The 16691-nt window shown below is 73.9% G+C and carries 16 protein-coding genes and 2 pseudogenes; 10 read left to right on the top strand and 8 right to left on the bottom strand.

What is annotated here, in order from left to right:
* Positions 1 to 349: 349 nt before the first annotated feature.
* A complete protein-coding gene (locus tag AB0G56_RS09115) occupies positions 350 to 1432 on the top strand; it encodes a S1 family peptidase (RefSeq protein WP_360965911.1) in 1083 nt (360 codons plus the stop codon).
* A 183-nt stretch (positions 1433 to 1615) separates the two neighbouring features.
* Here the strand turns inward: AB0G56_RS09115 and AB0G56_RS09110 are convergent.
* Positions 1616 to 1771: pseudogene (locus tag AB0G56_RS09110) on the bottom strand (DUF3533 domain-containing protein); the annotation flags it as partial.
* Positions 1772 to 1993: 222 nt separating this feature from the next.
* Here AB0G56_RS09110 and AB0G56_RS09105 point away from each other — a divergent pair.
* Together AB0G56_RS09105 and AB0G56_RS09100 are read left to right on the top strand one after the other, a co-directional pair.
* Positions 1994 to 5752 carry a DNA polymerase III subunit alpha gene (locus tag AB0G56_RS09105; protein ID WP_360965909.1) on the top strand — a complete coding sequence of 1253 codons (3759 nt, stop codon included), beginning with the start codon at positions 1994 to 1996 and terminating at the stop codon, positions 5750 to 5752.
* Positions 5749 to 6723, top strand: coding sequence for a hypothetical protein (locus AB0G56_RS09100; RefSeq protein WP_360965906.1), 975 nt, complete (start codon positions 5749 to 5751; stop codon positions 6721 to 6723). Before AB0G56_RS09105 ends, AB0G56_RS09100 begins: the two co-directional genes overlap by 4 nt.
* 17 nt (positions 6724 to 6740) lie before the next feature.
* On the opposite strand, the gene AB0G56_RS09095 is transcribed toward AB0G56_RS09100, so the two are convergent.
* On the bottom strand, positions 6741 to 7115 hold the full coding sequence (locus tag AB0G56_RS09095; protein ID WP_360965903.1) for a cupin domain-containing protein: 375 nt from the start codon (positions 7113 to 7115) through the stop codon (positions 6741 to 6743).
* A gap of 107 nt (positions 7116 to 7222) precedes the next feature.
* Between AB0G56_RS09095 and AB0G56_RS09090 the strand changes: the two genes are divergently transcribed.
* Both AB0G56_RS09090 and AB0G56_RS09085 read left to right on the top strand, forming a co-directional pair.
* Positions 7223 to 7669: a MarR family winged helix-turn-helix transcriptional regulator gene (locus AB0G56_RS09090; RefSeq protein WP_360965900.1), complete on the top strand. Its 447-nt coding sequence runs from the start codon at positions 7223 to 7225 to the stop codon at positions 7667 to 7669.
* Positions 7670 to 7911: 242 nt separating this feature from the next.
* Complete coding sequence (locus AB0G56_RS09085; protein ID WP_360965897.1) at positions 7912 to 8769, top strand: alpha/beta fold hydrolase; 858 nt, start codon at positions 7912 to 7914, stop codon at positions 8767 to 8769.
* Here AB0G56_RS09085 and AB0G56_RS09080 read toward each other — a convergent pair.
* Together AB0G56_RS09080 and AB0G56_RS09075 are read right to left on the bottom strand one after the other, a co-directional pair.
* Positions 8762 to 8887, bottom strand: a pseudogene (locus AB0G56_RS09080) (LPXTG cell wall anchor domain-containing protein); the annotation flags it as partial. The gene AB0G56_RS09085 and the pseudogene AB0G56_RS09080 overlap by 8 nt on opposite strands.
* Before the next feature lie 469 nt (positions 8888 to 9356).
* Entirely contained in the window at positions 9357 to 9491 is a 135-nt protein-coding gene (locus tag AB0G56_RS09075; RefSeq protein ID WP_360965895.1) for a hypothetical protein, read from the bottom strand.
* 139 nt (positions 9492 to 9630) lie between these two features.
* On the opposite strand from AB0G56_RS09075, the gene AB0G56_RS09070 reads away from it, so the two are divergent.
* A complete protein-coding gene (locus AB0G56_RS09070) occupies positions 9631 to 10269 on the top strand; it encodes a class I SAM-dependent methyltransferase (RefSeq protein ID WP_360965892.1) in 639 nt (212 codons plus the stop codon).
* 82 nt (positions 10270 to 10351) lie between these two features.
* Here AB0G56_RS09070 and AB0G56_RS09065 read toward each other — a convergent pair whose 3' ends face one another.
* Positions 10352 to 10852 carry a DUF402 domain-containing protein gene (locus AB0G56_RS09065; protein ID WP_360965890.1) on the bottom strand — a complete coding sequence of 167 codons (501 nt, stop codon included), beginning with the start codon at positions 10850 to 10852 and terminating at the stop codon, positions 10352 to 10354.
* Positions 10833 to 11762: a GNAT family N-acetyltransferase gene (locus AB0G56_RS09060; protein WP_360965887.1), complete on the bottom strand. Its 930-nt coding sequence runs from the start codon at positions 11760 to 11762 to the stop codon at positions 10833 to 10835. The genes AB0G56_RS09065 and AB0G56_RS09060 overlap by 20 nt, the downstream gene beginning before the upstream one ends.
* Positions 11763 to 11867: 105 nt before the next feature.
* On the opposite strand from AB0G56_RS09060, the gene AB0G56_RS09055 reads away from it, so the two are divergent.
* On the top strand, positions 11868 to 12236 hold the full coding sequence (locus tag AB0G56_RS09055; RefSeq protein ID WP_360965884.1) for a GntR family transcriptional regulator: 369 nt from the start codon (positions 11868 to 11870) through the stop codon (positions 12234 to 12236).
* Positions 12237 to 12578: 342 nt separating this feature from the next.
* Here the strand turns inward: AB0G56_RS09055 and AB0G56_RS09050 are convergent, their stop codons facing one another.
* Positions 12579 to 13358, bottom strand: a complete 780-nt coding sequence (locus AB0G56_RS09050) for a DUF72 domain-containing protein (protein WP_360965882.1) — start codon at positions 13356 to 13358, stop codon at positions 12579 to 12581.
* Positions 13359 to 13424: 66 nt separating this feature from the next.
* Positions 13425 to 14519, bottom strand: coding sequence for a DUF5925 domain-containing protein (locus AB0G56_RS09045; protein ID WP_360965879.1), 1095 nt, complete (start codon positions 14517 to 14519; stop codon positions 13425 to 13427).
* 6 nt (positions 14520 to 14525) lie between these two features.
* Here AB0G56_RS09045 and AB0G56_RS09040 point away from each other — a divergent pair, with 6 nt between their 5' ends.
* From AB0G56_RS09040 to AB0G56_RS09030, 3 genes are all read left to right on the top strand, one after another.
* Positions 14526 to 14696, top strand: a complete 171-nt coding sequence (locus tag AB0G56_RS09040; protein ID WP_360965877.1) for a hypothetical protein — start codon at positions 14526 to 14528, stop codon at positions 14694 to 14696.
* 553 nt (positions 14697 to 15249) lie between these two features.
* Entirely contained in the window at positions 15250 to 16056 is an 807-nt protein-coding gene (locus AB0G56_RS09035; RefSeq protein ID WP_360965874.1) for an SGNH/GDSL hydrolase family protein, read from the top strand.
* A 364-nt stretch (positions 16057 to 16420) separates the two neighbouring features.
* Complete coding sequence (locus AB0G56_RS09030) at positions 16421 to 16687, top strand: hypothetical protein (RefSeq protein ID WP_360965871.1); 267 nt, start codon at positions 16421 to 16423, stop codon at positions 16685 to 16687.
* Positions 16688 to 16691 lie beyond the last annotated feature (4 nt).

The following is a 16691-nucleotide window of genomic DNA, read 5'->3' as shown; positions in this document are numbered from 1 at the left end:
CAGGCGAGCCCCCGCACACGACCGGTGTGCGGGGGCCTTCGTCTGTTCCGGGGGAGGTTCGCAGGTCCGGGGTTCTGGCTCCGGGCCCGGTTCGCGAGGGGCGAGATCCGGACAGGAGTAGACCTCACAGAGCGCCGACAGGTTACTCGCTCGTAGTGTTTGCGGAGCGAACGGGGGTGGTGCGACCTCGGACGCTCAAGCCATAAGGGGCGTACGCCGGTTGACGTACGCCCGTCCAGAACTCGACCTTGTGTGCTCCCTGTGGGCCTCGGAATAGTGGGCGCCCCATCCTTCCGGTCCGCGAGGTCCCCACAACCTCCCGGGCCGGTCCCCCACAGGAGGACGTCAGTTGAAGCACCGACGCATACCCCGGCGCCGAGCGACCGTGGTGGTCGCGGGTGTCGCCGCCCTCGTCGCCGCGGGAGTCACCTTCCAGAGTGCGAACGCCAGCGAGCCGGACCGGACCCCCGCGGCCCGCGCCCTGTCCGCCCCGGCGGCCGGAAAACTCGCCTCGACCCTGCTCAAGGGCCTCGGGGCCGGCAGCACGGCGGGCGCGTACTACGACGCCGGCTCCCATCACCTCGTGGTGAACGTGCTGGACCGGACCGCCGCGCGCACGGTCGAGCGGGCGGGGGCGAAGGCCAGAGTCGTCGAGAACACCCTCGCCGAACTGGACGGCGCCCGTGCGAAGCTCGCGAAGGACGCGACCGTGCCCGGCACCTCGTGGGCGACCGACCCGGTCACCGACAAGGTCGTGGTCACCGCCGACAGAACGGTCTCCGAGGCCGCGTGGACCAAGCTCTCCAGGGTCGTAGAGGGCCTGGGCGGGAAGGCCGAACTCAAGCGGTCCAAGGGGCGGTTCAAGCCCTTCGTCGCGGGCGGTGACGCCATCACCGGCTCGGGCGGGCGCTGCTCGCTCGGCTTCAACGTGGTCAAGGGCGGGCAGCCGTACTTCCTCACCGCGGGTCACTGCACCGCCGCCATCTCCACCTGGTCGGACGCCGACGGCACCGTGATCGGCAGCAACGAGCGCTCCAGCTTCCCCGGGGACGACTACGGCCTGGTGAAGTACACGGCCCCCGTCGACCACCCGAGCGCCGTCGACCTCTACGACGGGTCCACGCGGACGATCACCGCAGCGGGCGAGGCGACCGTCGGCGAGAAGGTGACCCGCAGCGGCTCGACGACCCACGTGCACACCGGCACGGTCACCGGTCTGAACGCCACCGTGAACTACTCCGAGGGCACGGTCAGCGGTCTCATCCAGACCGATGTGTGCGCCGAGCCCGGTGACAGCGGCGGTTCGCTGTTCGACGGCGACACCGCGCTCGGTCTGACCTCCGGCGGCAGCGGCGACTGCACCTCCGGCGGTACGACGTTCTTCCAGCCGGTCACCGAAGCGCTGTCGGCGACCGGCGCCGAGATCGGCTGACCGGCCGGACCCCGGCCCCCCCACGGGATCGGTCCCCGGTACCCCACGGGATCGGTGGGAGCCCCGTCCCCGCACGCGCGAGGGCGGGGCTCTCACGTCTTCATGCCGGTGCCGGTGCCGGTGCCGGTGCCGGTGCCGGTTCCGGTTCCCGGGTCGGTGAAGGTGTCGTCGGGGGGCGGACGGCAGGGCGTTGCTCCGGAAGTACGCGATCGAGCGGGCCGCCCACGTTCCCGCGCCCGGCGGCAGGGCGGGCCCGATCGCCTGCCAGAAGGGCGGCAGCAGCGGCAGCGGGAAGGCACCGCCCGCGCTCGGGTTGTCCGCGATCACCACCGGCAGGATGGGGTGACGGCGTCCTCGACCTCCTGGAGGAAGGGGGCGGTACCGGCGGGCGGGCGGGTGCGTCGTGTCCTCACGCTGCGTGGCGGCGGGCGTTCGCGCAGGTGGGACACGCCCGAACAGATGTCGCACAGACGTTCGGAAATTGGTTTATGGTGGAGGGAGGGTAGTGGAACTGATGTTCGAGAGCTTGTTCGTGCGGGCTCACGAGTGCGGGAGGTGCGTGTGCCGGGCTTCACGCATCTGCACACCGTCTCCGGGTTCTCCCTGCGCTACGGCGCCTCGCACCCGGAACGGCTGGCCGAGCGTGCCGCCGAGCGGGGCATGGACGCCCTTGCCCTCACCGACCGCGACACCCTCGCCGGTACCGTCCGCTTCGCCAAGGCCTGCGCGGCGGCGGGCGTCCGCCCGCTGTTCGGCACGGAACTCGCGGTGGCCGAACCCGAGCGCGTACGCCCGGACCCGGGCCCGCGCCCCGGTGCTCCCGCGCGACGCGGCGACGCCGTGCGGGGCGACGGGTCCCTGCGGCACGGCCTTTTGGCGCGGCACGACGGGTCCGGGGGGCCGCAGCGGCGCCGCTCGCCGGTGCGCGGCGGTGCCTTCGTCGACGAGTCGACCCCGCGCGTCACCTTCCTCGCCCGGGACGGCGCCCGCGGCTGGGCCGACCTGTGCCGCCTGGTCAGCGCCGCCCACACCGCCCCCGAGCCCTCGACTTCGCCCGAGCAGGGGGGACCCCCGTCGGGAACCCCGGTCCTGTCCTGGCCCGACAACCACGCCGACGGCCTGACCGTGCTGCTCGGCCCCGGCTCCGACGTCGGCCGGGCGCTGGCCGCGGGCCGCCCCGACCGGGCCGCGCGCCTCCTCGTCCCCTGGCACGAGGTCTACGGCGACGCCCTGCGCCTGGAGGCCGTCTGGCACGGCCGCACGGGTACCGGGCACGGCTCCCTGCGGCTGGCCGCCCGGACCGTCGGCTTCGCCGCCGAGCAGCGGATCCGGCCCGTGCTCAGCAACGCCGTCCGCTACGCCGACCCCGGCCAGGGCCCGGTCGCCGACGTCCTGGACGCCGCCCGCCGTCTGGTCCCCATCGACGCCACCAAGGAACTGGACTCCGGCGAGGCCTGGCTGAAGGACCCGGGCGCCATGCTGCACGCGGCCGAGCGGATCGTCGAGGCCGCGGGCTTCCGGCGCGAGGCGGCCCACCGGCTGCTGGAGCAGACGCGGGCCACGGCCGCCGAGTGCATGGTCGACCCGGAGGACGACCTCGGCATGGGCACCGTCCACTTCCCCGAGCCGCACCTGGTCGGCGCCGCCCGCCGCACCGCGCAGCGCACGCTGGCCTCCCGGGCGGCGGCGGGCATGGTGCTGCGCGGCTACGCCGGGCGGCGCGCGTACTGGGAGCGGATGCACGACGAGCTGGACGTCATCGCGTACCACGGCTTCGCCTCCTACTTCCTCACCGTCGCCCAGGTCGTCGACGACGTACGGAAGATGGGCATCCGGGTCGCCGCGCGCGGCTCCGGCGCCGGCTCCCTCGTCAACCACCTGCTCGGCATCGCCCACGCCGACCCGGTCGAGCACGGGCTGCTGATGGAGCGCTTCCTGTCCAGGCGGCGGTTCGTCCTGCCCGACATCGACATCGACGTGGAGTCCGCGCGCCGGCTGGAGGTCTACCGGAAGATCATCGGCCGGTTCGGCACCGAGCGGGTGGCGACCGTCGCCATGCCGGAGACGTACCGCGTCCGCCACGCCGTCCGGGACGTGGGCGCGGCCCTGTCCATGGACCCCGCCGAGATCGACCGCGTCGCCAAGTCCTTCCCGCACATCCGCGCCCGCGACGCCCGCGCCGCGCTGGAGGAACTGCCCGAGCTGAAGGCGCTGGCCGGGCAGAAGGAGAAGTACGGCAGGCTGTGGGAACTGGTCGAGGCCCTGGACGCCCTGCCGCGCGGGGTCGCCATGCACCCGTGCGGAGTGCTGCTGTCGGACGCCTCCCTGCTCGCCCGTACGCCGGTCGTGCCGACCAGCGGCGAGGGCCTGCCCATGTCCCAGTTCGACAAGGACGACGTGGAGGACCTCGGGCTGCTCAAGCTGGACGTGCTGGGGGTGCGGATGCAGTCCGCGATGGCGCACGCGGTGGCGGAGGTGCGGCGCACGACGGGGGAGCGGATCGACCTGGACTCCGTGCCGGAGGGGGACCCGGCGACGTACCGGCTCATCCGCTCCGCCGAGACCCTGGGCTGCTTCCAGATCGAGTCCCCGGGCCAGCGCGACCTGGTGGGGCGGCTCCAGCCGGCCACGTTCCACGATCTCGTGGTCGACATCTCGCTCTTCCGGCCCGGCCCGGTCGCCGCCGACATGGTGCGGCCGTTCATCGAGGCGCGCCACGGGCGGGCGCCCGCCCGCTACCCGCATCCCGACCTGGCGCAACCGTTGCGGGAGACGTACGGCGTCGTCGTCTTCCACGAGCAGGTCATCCACATCGTGCACCTCATGACCGGCTGCGGGCGCGACGAGGCGGACCGGGTACGGCGCGGGCTGTCCGACCCGGAGTCGCAGGGGCGGATCAAGGTGTGGTTCGCGCAGCGCGCGGCGGCGAAGGGGTATGACGCAGAAACGATTCGGCGCACCTGGGAGATCGTCGAGGCCTTCGGGTCGTACGGCTTCTGCAAGGCGCACGCGGTGGCCTTCGCCGTGCCCACCTACCAGTCGGCCTGGCTGAAGGCACACCATCCTGCGGCCTTCTACGCCGGGTTGCTCACCCACGACCCCGGCATGTACCCGAAGCGGCTGCTGCTGGCGGACGCGCGGCGGCGCGGGGTGCCGATCCTGCCGCTGGACGTGAACCGGTCGGGGGTCGCACACCGTATCGAACTGGTGTCTGAATCGAAGGTGTGGGGGCTGCGGTTGGCGCTCCGCGACGTGCACGGCATCAGCGAGGCCGAGGCGGCACGGATCGCGGACGGGCAGCCGTACGCCTCGCTGCTCGACTTCTGGGAGCGGGCCCGGCCGAGCCGCCCGGTCGCCGCCCGGCTCGCCCAGGTGGGCGCGCTGGACGCGTTCGGTGCCAACCGGCGGGACCTGCAACTGCACCTGACCGAGCTGCACCGGGGCGCCCGGGGCGCGGGCGGCGGCCAACTGCCCCTGGCCGGAGGCCGGAAGACCGCCGCGGCCGGGCTGCCCGACCTGTCCGACACCGAGCGGCTCAGCGCCGAACTGGGCGTGCTGTCCATGGACGCCTCGCGCAATCTGATGGACGACCACCGGGCGTTCCTCGACGAGCTGGGCGTGGTCTCCGCGCGCCGGCTGCGCGAGGCCCGGCACGGCGAGACGGTGCTGGTCGCGGGCGCCAAGGCGGCCACCCAGACCCCGCCGATCCGGTCCGGCAAGCGGGTCATCTTCACCACGCTGGACGACGGCACCGGTCTGGTCGACCTCGCCTTCTTCGACGACTCCCACGACGCCTGCGCGCACACCGTCTTCCACTCCTGGCTGCTGCTGGTGCGCGGAGTGGTGCAGCGGCGTGGCCCGCGCAGCGTCAGCGTGGTGGGCGCCGCCGCCTGGAACCTCGCCGAACTGGCCGAACTGCGCGCCCGGGGCGGCCTGGAGGAGGTGGCGACCCGGCTGGCCGGACTCGACGGCACGGCGCGGTCCGCCGCAGGAGACGGTGACGGGGACGGTGTGCGGTCCCCCTCGGGCGACGGTGACGGGGACGGTGCGCGGTCCGCCACGGGCGACGGTGACGGGGACGGTGCGCGGTCCGCCACGGAGGACGGTGACGGTGCGCGGCGGGCCCGGCTCGCCGGGTCGGACGGCCGGCCCGCGCCTGCCGGCTCCGCGGCGCCGGACCCGATGGAGACCGCCCGCGACCGCCGTATCCGGATGCCCACCGGATACGAGATGCACCCATGGGCGGATCTGCGCCCGGCGGGCGAAGGGCCCGCGAGCGGAAGGAAGTTGTGGCACCAGAGTCCAGGGAGTGCGGGATGACCATTCTCTGCGTACGTTTCCAGCTGCCCCCGATGTACGAGGCGGCCCTGCCGGGGCTGCTCGGGCTGCTGGAGGAGTTCACCCCGGTGGTCGAGGCGCTGCCGCCCGACGCGGCGCTGGCCGATCTGCGCGGCGCCGAACGGTACTTCGGGCGCGGCGCGATCGAACTGGCGTCGGTGATCCGGGTCCGCGCGCTCGCGCGGTTCGGCGTCGACTGCGCGATCGGCGCCGGGCCGGGCCCGATGCTGGCCCGCGTGGCCCTGCGCGCCGCCCGGCCCGGACTGACCTGCGCGGTACCCGCCGAACCGGCCGCGGTCGCGGAGTTCCTCGCCGACCGGCCCGTCACCGCGCTGCCCGGTGTCGGCACGGCCACGGCCCGCACCCTGGGCGAGTACGGCCTGGACACCCTGGGCCTGGTCGCCGCCGCGCCCCTGCCGACGCTCCAGCGGCTGATCGGTGCCAAGGCGGGCCGCGAACTGCGCGAGAAGGCGAGCGGTGTCGACCGCGGCCGGGTCGTCCCCAACGCCGTCTCACGGTCCCTTGCCACCGAACGCCCCTTCGACCGCGACGAACTGGACCCCGACCGGCACCGCGCCGCGCTGCTGTCGGCCGCCGGGGAACTGGGCGCCCGGCTGCGCGCCCTGGACAAGGTCTGCCGCACCCTGACCCTCACCGTGCGCTACGCCGACCGGTCCGCCACCGTCCGCGCCCGTACGCTGCCGGAACCCACCGCCCACTCGGCGGCGCTGACCGGCCTCGCGTACGGCATGTACGAGGCCCTGGGGCTCCAGCGCGCCCGGGTCCGCGCGCTCGCCCTGCGCGCCGAGGGCCTGGACCCCGCCGAACACGCCTCCCACCAGCTCACCTTCGACCCCGCCGACGACAAGCTCCGCCGCATCGAGGAGGTCGCGGACCGCGCGCGGGCCAGGTTCGGACCGCGCGCGGTGATGCCGGGGACGCTGGCCGCTTGACCCCTTTCCGAGCGCGGTCAGTTGGCCCACGGAGGGGTGAGGACGGTGCCGTCCGCAAGGCGGGCGCGCAGGCCTATGGACGTGGTGACCCAGGAGACGGCGGTGCGGTCCGTGGGGTTCTCCACGGTGAGCGTCGCACCGGGGTTGATGATCACCGTGTCGCCCGCGGTCACGCGCTCGGTGCGCTCGTCGAGCGTGATCAGGAGCTCGCCGTCGAGCAGGTGGAAGATCTCCTCGTGGGTGACGGTGTGGGCGGGCGCCCGGGTGCCGGCCGGGATCTCGCCGCGCCAGGCGCACAGCTCCCTGGAGCCGGTGAGCGGGGCGGCGTACGAGACGAAACGGGCGCCGTGGATCTCATGGGTCACGGCTTCGGACGCGCGGACGACGGGCATGGGGCCTCCTCAGGGGAACGGGAAAAGTGGTCAAGCTGCTTGACCAAGTGTTCGGGATTCATAGTCAAGCAACTTGACCAATTGGTCAAGGGTGTTTCAATGTCCCCGTGCAGAACTCCGAGGCCATGGCCCTGTCCGCCGCCCTGCTCGCCGTCGCCGGCGAGCTGACGCAACGCATCCACGACGGTGTGGTCGCCCGCGGCTTCGAGGGGCTGCGGCCCGCGCACGGCTTCGCGTTCGCGCGGCTGGCACCGGGCGGCGCGACCGTCACGGAGCTGGCCGCCCACCTCGGGGTCACCAAGCAGGCGGCCAGCCAGCTCGTCGACGAGATCGTGCGCAAGGGGTACGCCGAGCGGCGGCCCCACCCCGGCGACGCGCGCGCCCGGCTGATCGTGCTGACCGCGCGGGGCCGGGCCTGCACCCGTGCGGCGGAGGCGTCGGCCGCGGAGGCCGTGCGGGGATGGAGTGCTGCACTCGGCGAGGACGAGGTGCGCGCGCTGGGGGAGCGGCTGGCGCGGATCGCACCGTACGGGCCCGTGCGGCCGGCCTGGTGACCCGGGCGGTCGGCTCGCCGCGGACGGTACGTCGGCATCGTCGCCTTGGTCGGTGACGGCAAGTCAGATTCGTCATCACCCACATGCGTTGGCGCACCCGGCGCCCCGCCAAGTTTTTACTGACGCGTAACTTCACACTTGAGCTACTCGTCCGTAACTTGACGAGTGAACAGCATCCTGGTGATCCGGATCACAGGGCGTAGTGCCGTCGCACCTTCCTTGAGTCGCGAGGAGATCACACGATGCTGCCCTTCCAGCGCGCCCGCAGATACCTGGCCGCCCTGTTCCTGGCCGCCGCCGTCGCCGTCGTCCCGGCCACCGCCGCCCACGCCTCCGCTCCCAGCTCGGGCTGGAACGACTACGGCTGCAAGCCGTCCGCCGCCCATCCCCGCCCCGTCGTCCTCGTCCACGGCACCTTCGGCAACTCCGTCGACAACTGGCTCGGCCTCGCGCCCTACCTCCAGACCCGCGGGTACTGCGTCTTCTCCCTCGACTACGGGCAACTGCCCGGCGTCCCGGTCTTCAACGGCCTCGGCCCCATCGACAAGTCGGCCGGGCAGCTCTCCGCCTTCATCGACAAAGTGCTCGCCGCCACCGGCGCCGCCGAAGCCGACCTCGTCGGCCACTCCCAGGGCGGCCTGATGCCCCGCTACTACCTGAAGTTCCTGGGCGGGGCCGCCAAGGTGAACGCCCTCGTCGGCATCGCGCCCGACAGCCACGGCACCACCCTCGACGGCCTGACCAACCTGCTGCCGTACTTCCCGGGCGCCGCCGGCCTGCTCTCCGCCGCCACGCCCGGCCTCGCCGACCAGATCGCCGGGTCCGCCTTCGTCACCAAGCTCGACGCGGGCGGCGACACCGTGCCCGGCGTGCACTACACGGTCATCGCCACCCGCTACGACGAGGTGGCCACGCCCTGGCGGACCCAGTACCTCAGCGGCTCCGACGTCCACAACGTCCTGCTGCAGGACCTCTGCCCGCTCGACCTGTCCGAGCACGTGGCCATCGGCACGGTCGACCGCATCGCCTTCCACGAGGTGGCCAACGCGCTCGACCCGGCGCACGCCACCGCCACCACCTGCGCGTCCGTGTTCAGCTGACCCGGCGGACGCGTCGCCGCACCGAGCGGAACAGCGCCGCCGCGGCGGTGCCACCGACCGCGACGTACGGGATGGTGCCGTCGCCGCCGGTCTCGGCGAGGTTCTGGCCCCGGCCGGCGGTCGTGGTGGCCTGCGGGGCGCCGCCCGCAGCGGGTGCGGGTGCTGTGTCCGCCGCCGGCCTCGGGCTCTACGGTCCCTCGGCGCAGCACTGGAAAACCCTGCTGACCGGGCCGCCCATCGTGCCGTGCGCGGAGGCGGGAGCGGTCAGGGCGAGCGACGCCAGGCCGGGTGCGGCGAGCTGGTGGCCCGGCGGCGGGGGCGTGCGGGCGTGGCGGAACTCTCCTCGCGACGGTCGTTTCCGACCAGCCCTGGTACGGGTCTGACGGCCCCTGGTACGGGGGACGGATCCCGTGGAGTTGGGGTGGGTCGGAAACCAGCCCCGCGGAACTGGGAGATCGCCTGCTGAGGGCGGTGCGGGGAGATCCTTGGGCTCGCGTCGAGGGAGCGCTGAGACTGCGTTCAGACAGGGGGCGTGCGCGGGGTGCGCGGCAGGCCGGTTCCGGCGCGTCTCAGGCACCGCCGACCGGTCATCCCTCCGGCCACCAGGTGCGCGCGATGTCCTTGCGGACCTCGGGCCGTCCGGCGGGACGTTCGTCGGTCTCCTCGCGGGTCCGGCGGGTGTCGGTCTTCCTCAGGGGCTTCTGCACTGTCATGCGGCGCATCGGTGCCTCCTTCGACGTCTACCGGGTTCCGTGTTCTCACGGAGGTAGACCTTTGTGGCGAGAGTTCCTCATCGGTGCGGGTGTGTCTGTGGCGGCGGTCACGATCCGGCTGTCAGTGGTGGGTGTCACTCTTGGGGCCATGAGTGCACACACGACGACCGATGGTGACGTGGCCGGCCGGAGTCCGGCTCCAGCGGCGGTGGACTGGGACGCGCAGGCGGCCGTCTTCGACGACGAGCCGGATCACGGGCTGCGCGATCCCCGGGTGCGGGCCGCCTGGGCCGAGCGGCTGCGCGAGTGGCTGCCCGAGCGTCCCGCCGAGATCCTCGACCTCGGCTGCGGCACGGGCAGCCTCGCGCTCCTCGCGGCGGAACAGGGGCACCGGGTGACCGGCGTCGACAGCTCCCCGGCCATGGTCGACCTGGCCCGCGCGAAACTCGCGGGGCGCGACGCGGCGTTCCTGGTCGGTGACGCGGCGAGCCCGCCGGTGGGGGAGCGGCGCTTCGACACCGTCCTCGTCCGCCACGTGCTGTGGGCGCTGCCGGATCCCGCCGGTGCGCTGCGGCACTGGCGGGAGTTGCTGCGGCCCGCCGGGCGGCTGGTCCTGATCGAGGGCGTCTGGGGCACGGTCACGCCCGTCGGCATACCCACGGAGCGGCTTCTCACTCTCCTCACGCCCCTCGCCCGGCACACCCGCGTCGACCACCTGTCGGCCGACGCCCTGCTCTGGGGCAAGGAGGTGCCCGACGAGCGGTACGCGGTGGTGGCGCTGACCTGACCCGGCCCGACCCGGCGACCCGGCCCGACCGGCCGGGCGGTGCGCGGTGGTGCCCCGGCACGCGCGAGCGCCCGCGCCCGGCTCAGGCCAGCAGTGCCGTGAACCCGCCCTCGCGGGCCAGGGCCTCCAGCTCGCCGAGGGCCGCCACCGCCGCGCCGGCCGCCGCCGGGTCGCGCTCCGTCAGGCCGCTCCGCGCGAACTCGTCCTCGTCCAGGCGGAGTACGTCCGTGCCGTCCGCGGAGCGCCACAGGTCCAGGTCCAGGTCCTCCACGACCAGCTCCGCGCCCGTGCGCACGGCCGGGCGCGTGATGTCGCAGTACCAGCCCTTCAGCCGCCCGCCCCCGTCGCGGACCTCCTTGACCGCGTACCACCGGTCCCGCCAGTAGTACTCGGTGAAGACGTCGCCCGGCTCGAAGCGCACGAAGCCGAAGTCGCGTACGCCGGCGCCCGCCCACGGCGCGCGCACCACGATCCGTACGCCGTCGTCCGCCACCGGCACGGCGGGGTAACGGATCTTCGTACGGCCGCCCTTGACGAGGACGACGTCCACCGTGCCCGGCGGATCAGTCGAGTTCGCGGACATAGCGCACCTCCGTCGCGCACACCTCGTAGCCGAACCACTTGTTGATCGCGATCATCGGCCCGTTGCCCGTGTCGTTGCCGGTGAACGCCTCCGTGACGCCGGCCGCCCGGGCGCGGTGCAGCGAGTCGTTCTTGGCGAGTTTGGCCAGGCCCCGGCCGCGGAAGGCGCGGGCGGTGCCCGTCATGCCGGTGCTGTAGCGGGTGCCGCCGTCCGTGTACGCCAGGGTGAAGGCCGCCGGACGGCCCTCGACGACCGCCACGGACGTCAGCTCCGGGTTCAGCAGCGGGTGCCGCCAGGTCTCCTCCAGCCAGGCCTCGTAGTCGGTCAACTCCGCGCCCACGTCGCTCGGTTCGTCCGCCACCGTCTCCGCGTCCAGGTCGAACAGCGGGCGCGGGTCGGCGGCGTAGTCCGAGCCACGGCGCAGCTCCACGCCGGGCGGCGGGTCCTGGAGCGGCGGGAGCGGGGCGCCCGCCAGGTCGAGGCGGAGGAAGTGGGCGGAGCGGCTGCTGCGGTAGCCGTGCCGCTCGGCGAAGGCGCGGTTGCCGGGCGCGTCCAGCACCCAGGAGTGCAGCCGCACGGCGCCGTGGGCGGCCAGGTACTCCTCGGCGGTGCGCACGAGCAGGGTGCCGGCACCGCGTCCGGTGTGTTCGGGATGCACGTACACGTTGATGTTGCCCTGGCCGGGCTCCGGGCTCTCGTGGGCCAGGTGCACCTGCGCCGTGCCGATCACCTCGCCGTCCGCGACGGCGACCAGCGGGCGGTAGCGCGCGTCGGGGTGCATGCGGGTGAGGGTGTGGGCGATGGACTCGGGGGTGAACAGGATGAAGGGCAGCGCCAGCCGGCGCACGCGGGCGAAGCCCTCCAGGTCGGCGGGCGCGTCGGGGCGGAGGTCACGGACGATCACGGTCATGGGCGCGCACGCTACGGGGCGGGCCCAGCCGTACGCCTCCCATTTTCCGCCGGTCCGCGGCCCTCCGGTACGCCGGTCGCCGCGCGGGTGCGCGAGAATCACCCCGTGACCCTGAGCATCCATGTCGACGACGGCGCACCGCCCTACGAGCAGGTGCGGGCCCAGATCTCCGAGCAGGCGCGGTCGGGGGTGCTGCCGGTGGGGTACCGGCTGCCGACGGTGCGCGGGCTGGCCGAGTCCCTCGGGCTCGCCGCGAACACGGTCGCCAAGGCGTACCGCGCGCTGGAGGCGGACGGCGTGATCGAGACACGGGGGCGCAACGGCACGTTCGTGGCCGCCGCGGACTCGGCCGCGGCCCGCGAGGCGGCGTCCGCCGCCCAGGCCTTCGCGGAACGCGCGCGCCGACTGGGCCTGGACGAGTCCACGGCCCTCGCGGCAGCTCGGGACGCCCTGCGGGCGGCGTACGGGAAGTAGCGCCGGGGGGAGAGCGGGGCGGGGGCGGGGCGACTCGGGGGACAGCCCTTCCGGCGCCCGGGCGCGACACTTCGACGCTGCCGGGCCCTGCCGCTCCGGGCGCGACGCCCTTCCCGGCCCGGCCGTGCTGCCCGTCGGGGGCGGTCGTGCTGCCCTCCGTGTCCGGCTGCCGCGCGTGAGCCGCCCGTCTCCGGCTGGGCGGGGCCCGTCCGGGCCGGGCGTGGCCGTCGGTCCGGGTACGGGCGCTGCGCTGTTATGGCGTGGCCGTCGGTCCGGGTACGGCCGCTGTTCCTGCGCGGCCGTCGGCCCCGGCGCTACGACCGCCGGGCGGGGGCTCGCCGCTCAGGTGCGGGCGGGCAGTCGGGCGGGGGTGCGGGTGGGGGCCAGGCCCGCGCGGTGGGCCGCGTGGGCGAAGGCCGTCGCGTCCTGGACCGCCGCCGCCGTCGGGTCGTTGTTGAAGTAGGCGTACACGTCCGTGTCCCGGCCGGCCGGCCAGGCCGTGGCGATGCGGTCCGCCCAGGTCTCCAGGGACCTGCGGCCGTAGTGCGGCCACGCCCGTGCGCGGCCCACGTGGAAACGTACGTAGCCCCACCCGGTCGTCGTCCACAACGGGGTGACCGGGCGGCCGTGGACGTCGGCCCAGCACAGGGCGGCGCCCCGCTCCTCCAGCACGGCGCGCACCGGCGGCGTCCACCACGACTCGTGCCGCGGCTCCACCGCGACCCGGGTGCCGGGCGGGAAGCACGCCAGGCAGGCGTCCAGCAGACCGGCGTCGGCGCGCAGCGTGGGCGGCAGCTGGAGCAGCACGGGGCCGAGGCGGTCACCGAGGCCGAAGGCGTGCGCCATCAGGCGGTGCACCGGCTCCCCGGGGTCCTTCAGGCGTTTGACGTGCGTGAGGTAGCGGCTCGCCTTGACCGCGACGACGAAGCCGGGCGGCAGCCGCTCCCGCCAGGTCTCGAAGGTCTCCCGCGACGGCAGCCGGTAGAAGGCGTTGTTGACCTCCACCGTGGCGAACGCCGCCGCGTACTCCTCCAGCCACCGCCGTACCGGACAGTCCTGCGGGTACAGCACCCCCCGCCAGTCCTTGTACTGCCATCCCGACGTCCCGACGAACAGGGTCATACCCCCATCAGAACACCGGCGCGTCCCGCTGTCCCCCCACCGGCCCGGGCGGGAAAGGAGAGCGGGTCACAGGTACAGGCCCGCGTCCGCGCCCTCCCGCGGTTCCGGGAGCGACGTCGGGGAGGTGCCCCGGCGCAGCGCGTACAGCTCGGCCAGCGTCGCGCCGCCCTGGCCCACGCCCTCCTCGGTGCCCAGCCAGTCCACCGCCTCCCGGCGGGTCAGCCGGCCCACCTCGATCCGGGCCAGACAGCGGCCCGGCCGGACCACGGCGGGGTGCAGCCGCTCCAGGTCCTCGTTGGTCGTCACCCCGACCAGGACGTTGCGGCCCTGGCCGAGCAGGCCGTCCGTGAGGTTCAGCAGCCGTGACAGCGCCTGCCCCGCCGTGTGCTTGGCCTCGCCGCGGATCAGTTCGTCGCAGTCCTCCAGCAGGAGCAGCCGCCAGCGGCCCTTGCCCGCCGAGTCCTCCTCGCCGATGGCGATGTCCATCAGGTAGCCGACGTCCGAGAACAGCCGCTCGGGGTCGAGGACGCAGTCCACCTGGCACCAGTCACGCCAGGAGCGGGCCAGGGTCCGCAGCGCGGAGGTCTTGCCGGTGCCGGGCGGGCCGTGCAGCAGCAGGAGCCGGCCCGCGATGTCCTCGGGGGTGGTCTTCATCAGACGGTCCATCGCGTTCGCGACCGGCGCCGTGTAGTTCGCCCGGACCTCGTCCCAGGTGCCCGCGGCGATCTGCCGGGTGGTGCGGTGCGGTCCGCGCCGGGGGGAGACGTACCAGAAACCCATCGTCACGTTCTCCGGCTGCGGCTCCGGTTCGTCCGCCGCGCCGTCCGTGGCCTGGTCGAGGACCCGCTTGGCCAGGTCGGCGTCGGTCGCGGTGACCGTGACGTCCGCCCCGCGGTTCCAGCGGGAGACCAGCAGGGTCCAGCCGTCGCCCTCGGCGAGGGTCGCGCTGCGGTCGTCGTCCCGGGCCACGCGCAGCACCCGGGCGCCGTCCGGCAGGAGCGTGGCGCCGGAACGGACCCGGTCGATGTTGACCGCGTGGGAGTACGGCTGCTCGCCCGTCGCGAAGCGGCCGAGGAACAGCGCGTCGACGACGTCGGACGGCGAGTCGGAGTCGTCGACGTTGAGCCGGATCGGCAGAGCGTCGTGTGGGTTCGCAGACATGCCGCCATGATCTGTCACCGGACCGCCCCGCGCACCCCGTTTCCCGGCCGTGCCTCGCGTGTCGGCCGCCGGCTGCGCACCGTGCCGGCCCGGAGCGTCCGGCTCGCCGCCCTGGCGGCCCGCCGCGATCCGCACCCCGCGCCGCGCCATCCCGCCGTCGGCGCGAACCCGGCGTAGGGGAAAGGGCTCACCGGCTCCTCGGCGCTGTGCGGACGGGCCTGGGACCGTAGCCCGGTCCGCGCCGCCCTGGCGGCCCGCCGCGATCCGCACCCCGCGCCGCGCCATCCCGCCGCCGGCGCGAACCCGGCGTAGGGGAAAGGGCTCACCGGCTCCTCGGCGCCGTGCGGACGGGCCTTGGACCGTAGCGCGGTCCCCGCCGCCCGGTCCGCGCCGCCCGGTCCGCGCCGCCCGGTCCGCGCCGCCCGGTCCGCGCCGCCCGGTCGGCAGAGTGCGGTCGGCGGAGCGCGGCTCGTCGGGGTGGCCCACGCTGATGGCCACGTCGTGATCCCCGTCTGCCCGCCGGAAGAAGAACAGGACTGACGGAACCCGCCCATACGGGTTCTTGTCCGCCTCTGCCTCCGTCGCCCGCGGGCGGGCCATGAGGGGCCGTCAGCACCCCTATACCCCTTTGTTCGGGGGGAGTTCGCGGCTTTTTTGGCATGAACACTTCCAGGTGACGCGCGTAGCTGCTACCACGGATGCGGCAGAGAAGCTGCTAAAGGGAGGTTCCATGAGACGTTCCCGAATTGCCGCATACGTCGGCTCACTTCTGCTGACCGTCGGCCTCGTCCTCACCGGGACGGCCGCGGCGCAGGCAGCGCAACCGGCCGCCGCAGGCGGCTACGTGGCCCTGGGTGACTCCTACTCCTCCGGAGTGGGTGCCGGCAGCTACATCAGCTCGAGCGGCAACTGCGACCGCAGCACGAAGGCGTACCCCTACCTCTGGAACGCCGCCCACACCCCGTCGTCGTTCGCCTTCACCGCCTGCTCCGGCGCCCGGACCGACGACGTCCTCGCCAACCAGCTCGCCCCGCTCAACTCCGGCACGTCCCTCGTCTCGATCACCATCGGAGGCAACGACGCCGGGTTCTCCGACGTCATGACGACCTGTGTGCTCCAGTCCGACAGCACGTGTCTCTCCCGTATCGCGACCGCCAAGGCCTACGTCGACTCGACGCTGCCCGGCAAGCTCGACAACCTCTACTCGGTGATCCGCGGCAAGGCGCCCTCCGCCCATGTCGTCGTGATCGGCTACCCCCGCTTCTACCTGCTCGGCAACACCTGCCTCGGCCTCTCCGAGACCAAGCGCTCGGCCATCAACGGGGCGGCGGACCACATCGACGCCGCCATCGCCAAGGTCGCCGCGAACCACGGCTTCACCTTCGGCGACGTCCGCTCCACCTTCAGCGGCCACGAGATCTGCTCCGGCAGCTCCTGGCTGCACAGCGTCGACTGGCTCGACATCGGTGACTCCTACCACCCGACGGCCGCCGGCCACTCCGGCGGCTACCTGCCGGTGCTCGCCAACGCCGCCTGACCGCTCCCCGTCCGAGCCGGGCACGTGAGATCGCCCACGTTCCGACGGTGGCGAGGACAGCGGTGCGACGCCCGCCCCCATGGTCCGGGGGCGGGCGTTCGTCCGCCCGGGACACGCCCTCGGGCCGCTGCGGTCCCGGCGAAGCCCCACCTCACTCGCCGTGACCGCCCGCCGGTGCGCAAAGGCGTCACAGCCCGCCTGCCAGCCCTTGTTCAACTCGCCGCGGAACCGGTCGGATTCGGAGCGTAGTCGTCAACACCCTTACGGAGAAGGTGAATCCTGCGACCGTGATACACGCATGCCCATGCGGGGCGATAGGGTTAGCCTGCCCGGGCCGGGTGGACTCGTACGGGTGGGGAGTGACATGGAGCAGATAACAGTGCGCAGCAGGGCGAGGGTCCCTGCGATCACCTGCGGAAGCAGCGCGACCAGCTCGCGCCTCGACCGCCATCTCGCGGTGCTGGGCGGTCCTGCCGTCCCGCAGCGCGAGGCAGCCGAGGCGACGCTGCTGATGCGTGAACTGACCGCGCGTGACGTGCACGACCGCACGGGCAGGGGTGCGCGGATGCGCCGGGTGTCGCTGTTCGCGCCCCTGCGCCGGCTGCGCCGCTCGCTGTTCGGCGGGCACTGAGCGA

Source organism: Streptomyces sp. NPDC021356, assembly GCF_040641015.1.
GTDB lineage: Bacteria > Actinomycetota > Actinomycetes > Streptomycetales > Streptomycetaceae > Streptomyces.
The sequence above is the reverse complement of the archived record's forward strand: the minus strand, read 5'-3'. Positions and strand labels throughout refer to the sequence as shown.

Bases quoted from the DNA above. Each gene is read 5' to 3' on its own strand.
- AB0G56_RS09100 (WP_360965906.1), top strand. From the start codon at position 5,749: ATGACCATTCTCTGCGTACGTTTCCAGCTGCCCCCGATGTACGAGGCG.
- AB0G56_RS09095 (WP_360965903.1), bottom strand. From the start codon at position 7,115: ATGCCCGTCGTCCGCGCGTCCGAAGCCGTGACCCATGAGATCCACGGC.
- AB0G56_RS09085 (WP_360965897.1), top strand. From the start codon at position 7,912: ATGCTGCCCTTCCAGCGCGCCCGCAGATACCTGGCCGCCCTGTTCCTG.
- AB0G56_RS09075 (WP_360965895.1), bottom strand. From the start codon at position 9,491: ATGCGCCGCATGACAGTGCAGAAGCCCCTGAGGAAGACCGACACCCGC.
- AB0G56_RS09070 (WP_360965892.1), top strand. From the start codon at position 9,631: ATGAGTGCACACACGACGACCGATGGTGACGTGGCCGGCCGGAGTCCG.
- AB0G56_RS09065 (WP_360965890.1), bottom strand. From the start codon at position 10,852: ATGTCCGCGAACTCGACTGATCCGCCGGGCACGGTGGACGTCGTCCTC.
- AB0G56_RS09060 (WP_360965887.1), bottom strand. From the start codon at position 11,762: ATGACCGTGATCGTCCGTGACCTCCGCCCCGACGCGCCCGCCGACCTG.
- AB0G56_RS09050 (WP_360965882.1), bottom strand. From the start codon at position 13,358: ATGACCCTGTTCGTCGGGACGTCGGGATGGCAGTACAAGGACTGGCGG.
- AB0G56_RS09045 (WP_360965879.1), bottom strand. From the start codon at position 14,519: ATGTCTGCGAACCCACACGACGCTCTGCCGATCCGGCTCAACGTCGAC.
- AB0G56_RS09040 (WP_360965877.1), top strand. From the start codon at position 14,526: ATGATCTGTCACCGGACCGCCCCGCGCACCCCGTTTCCCGGCCGTGCC.
- AB0G56_RS09035 (WP_360965874.1), top strand. From the start codon at position 15,250: ATGAGACGTTCCCGAATTGCCGCATACGTCGGCTCACTTCTGCTGACC.
- AB0G56_RS09030 (WP_360965871.1), top strand. From the start codon at position 16,421: ATGGAGCAGATAACAGTGCGCAGCAGGGCGAGGGTCCCTGCGATCACC.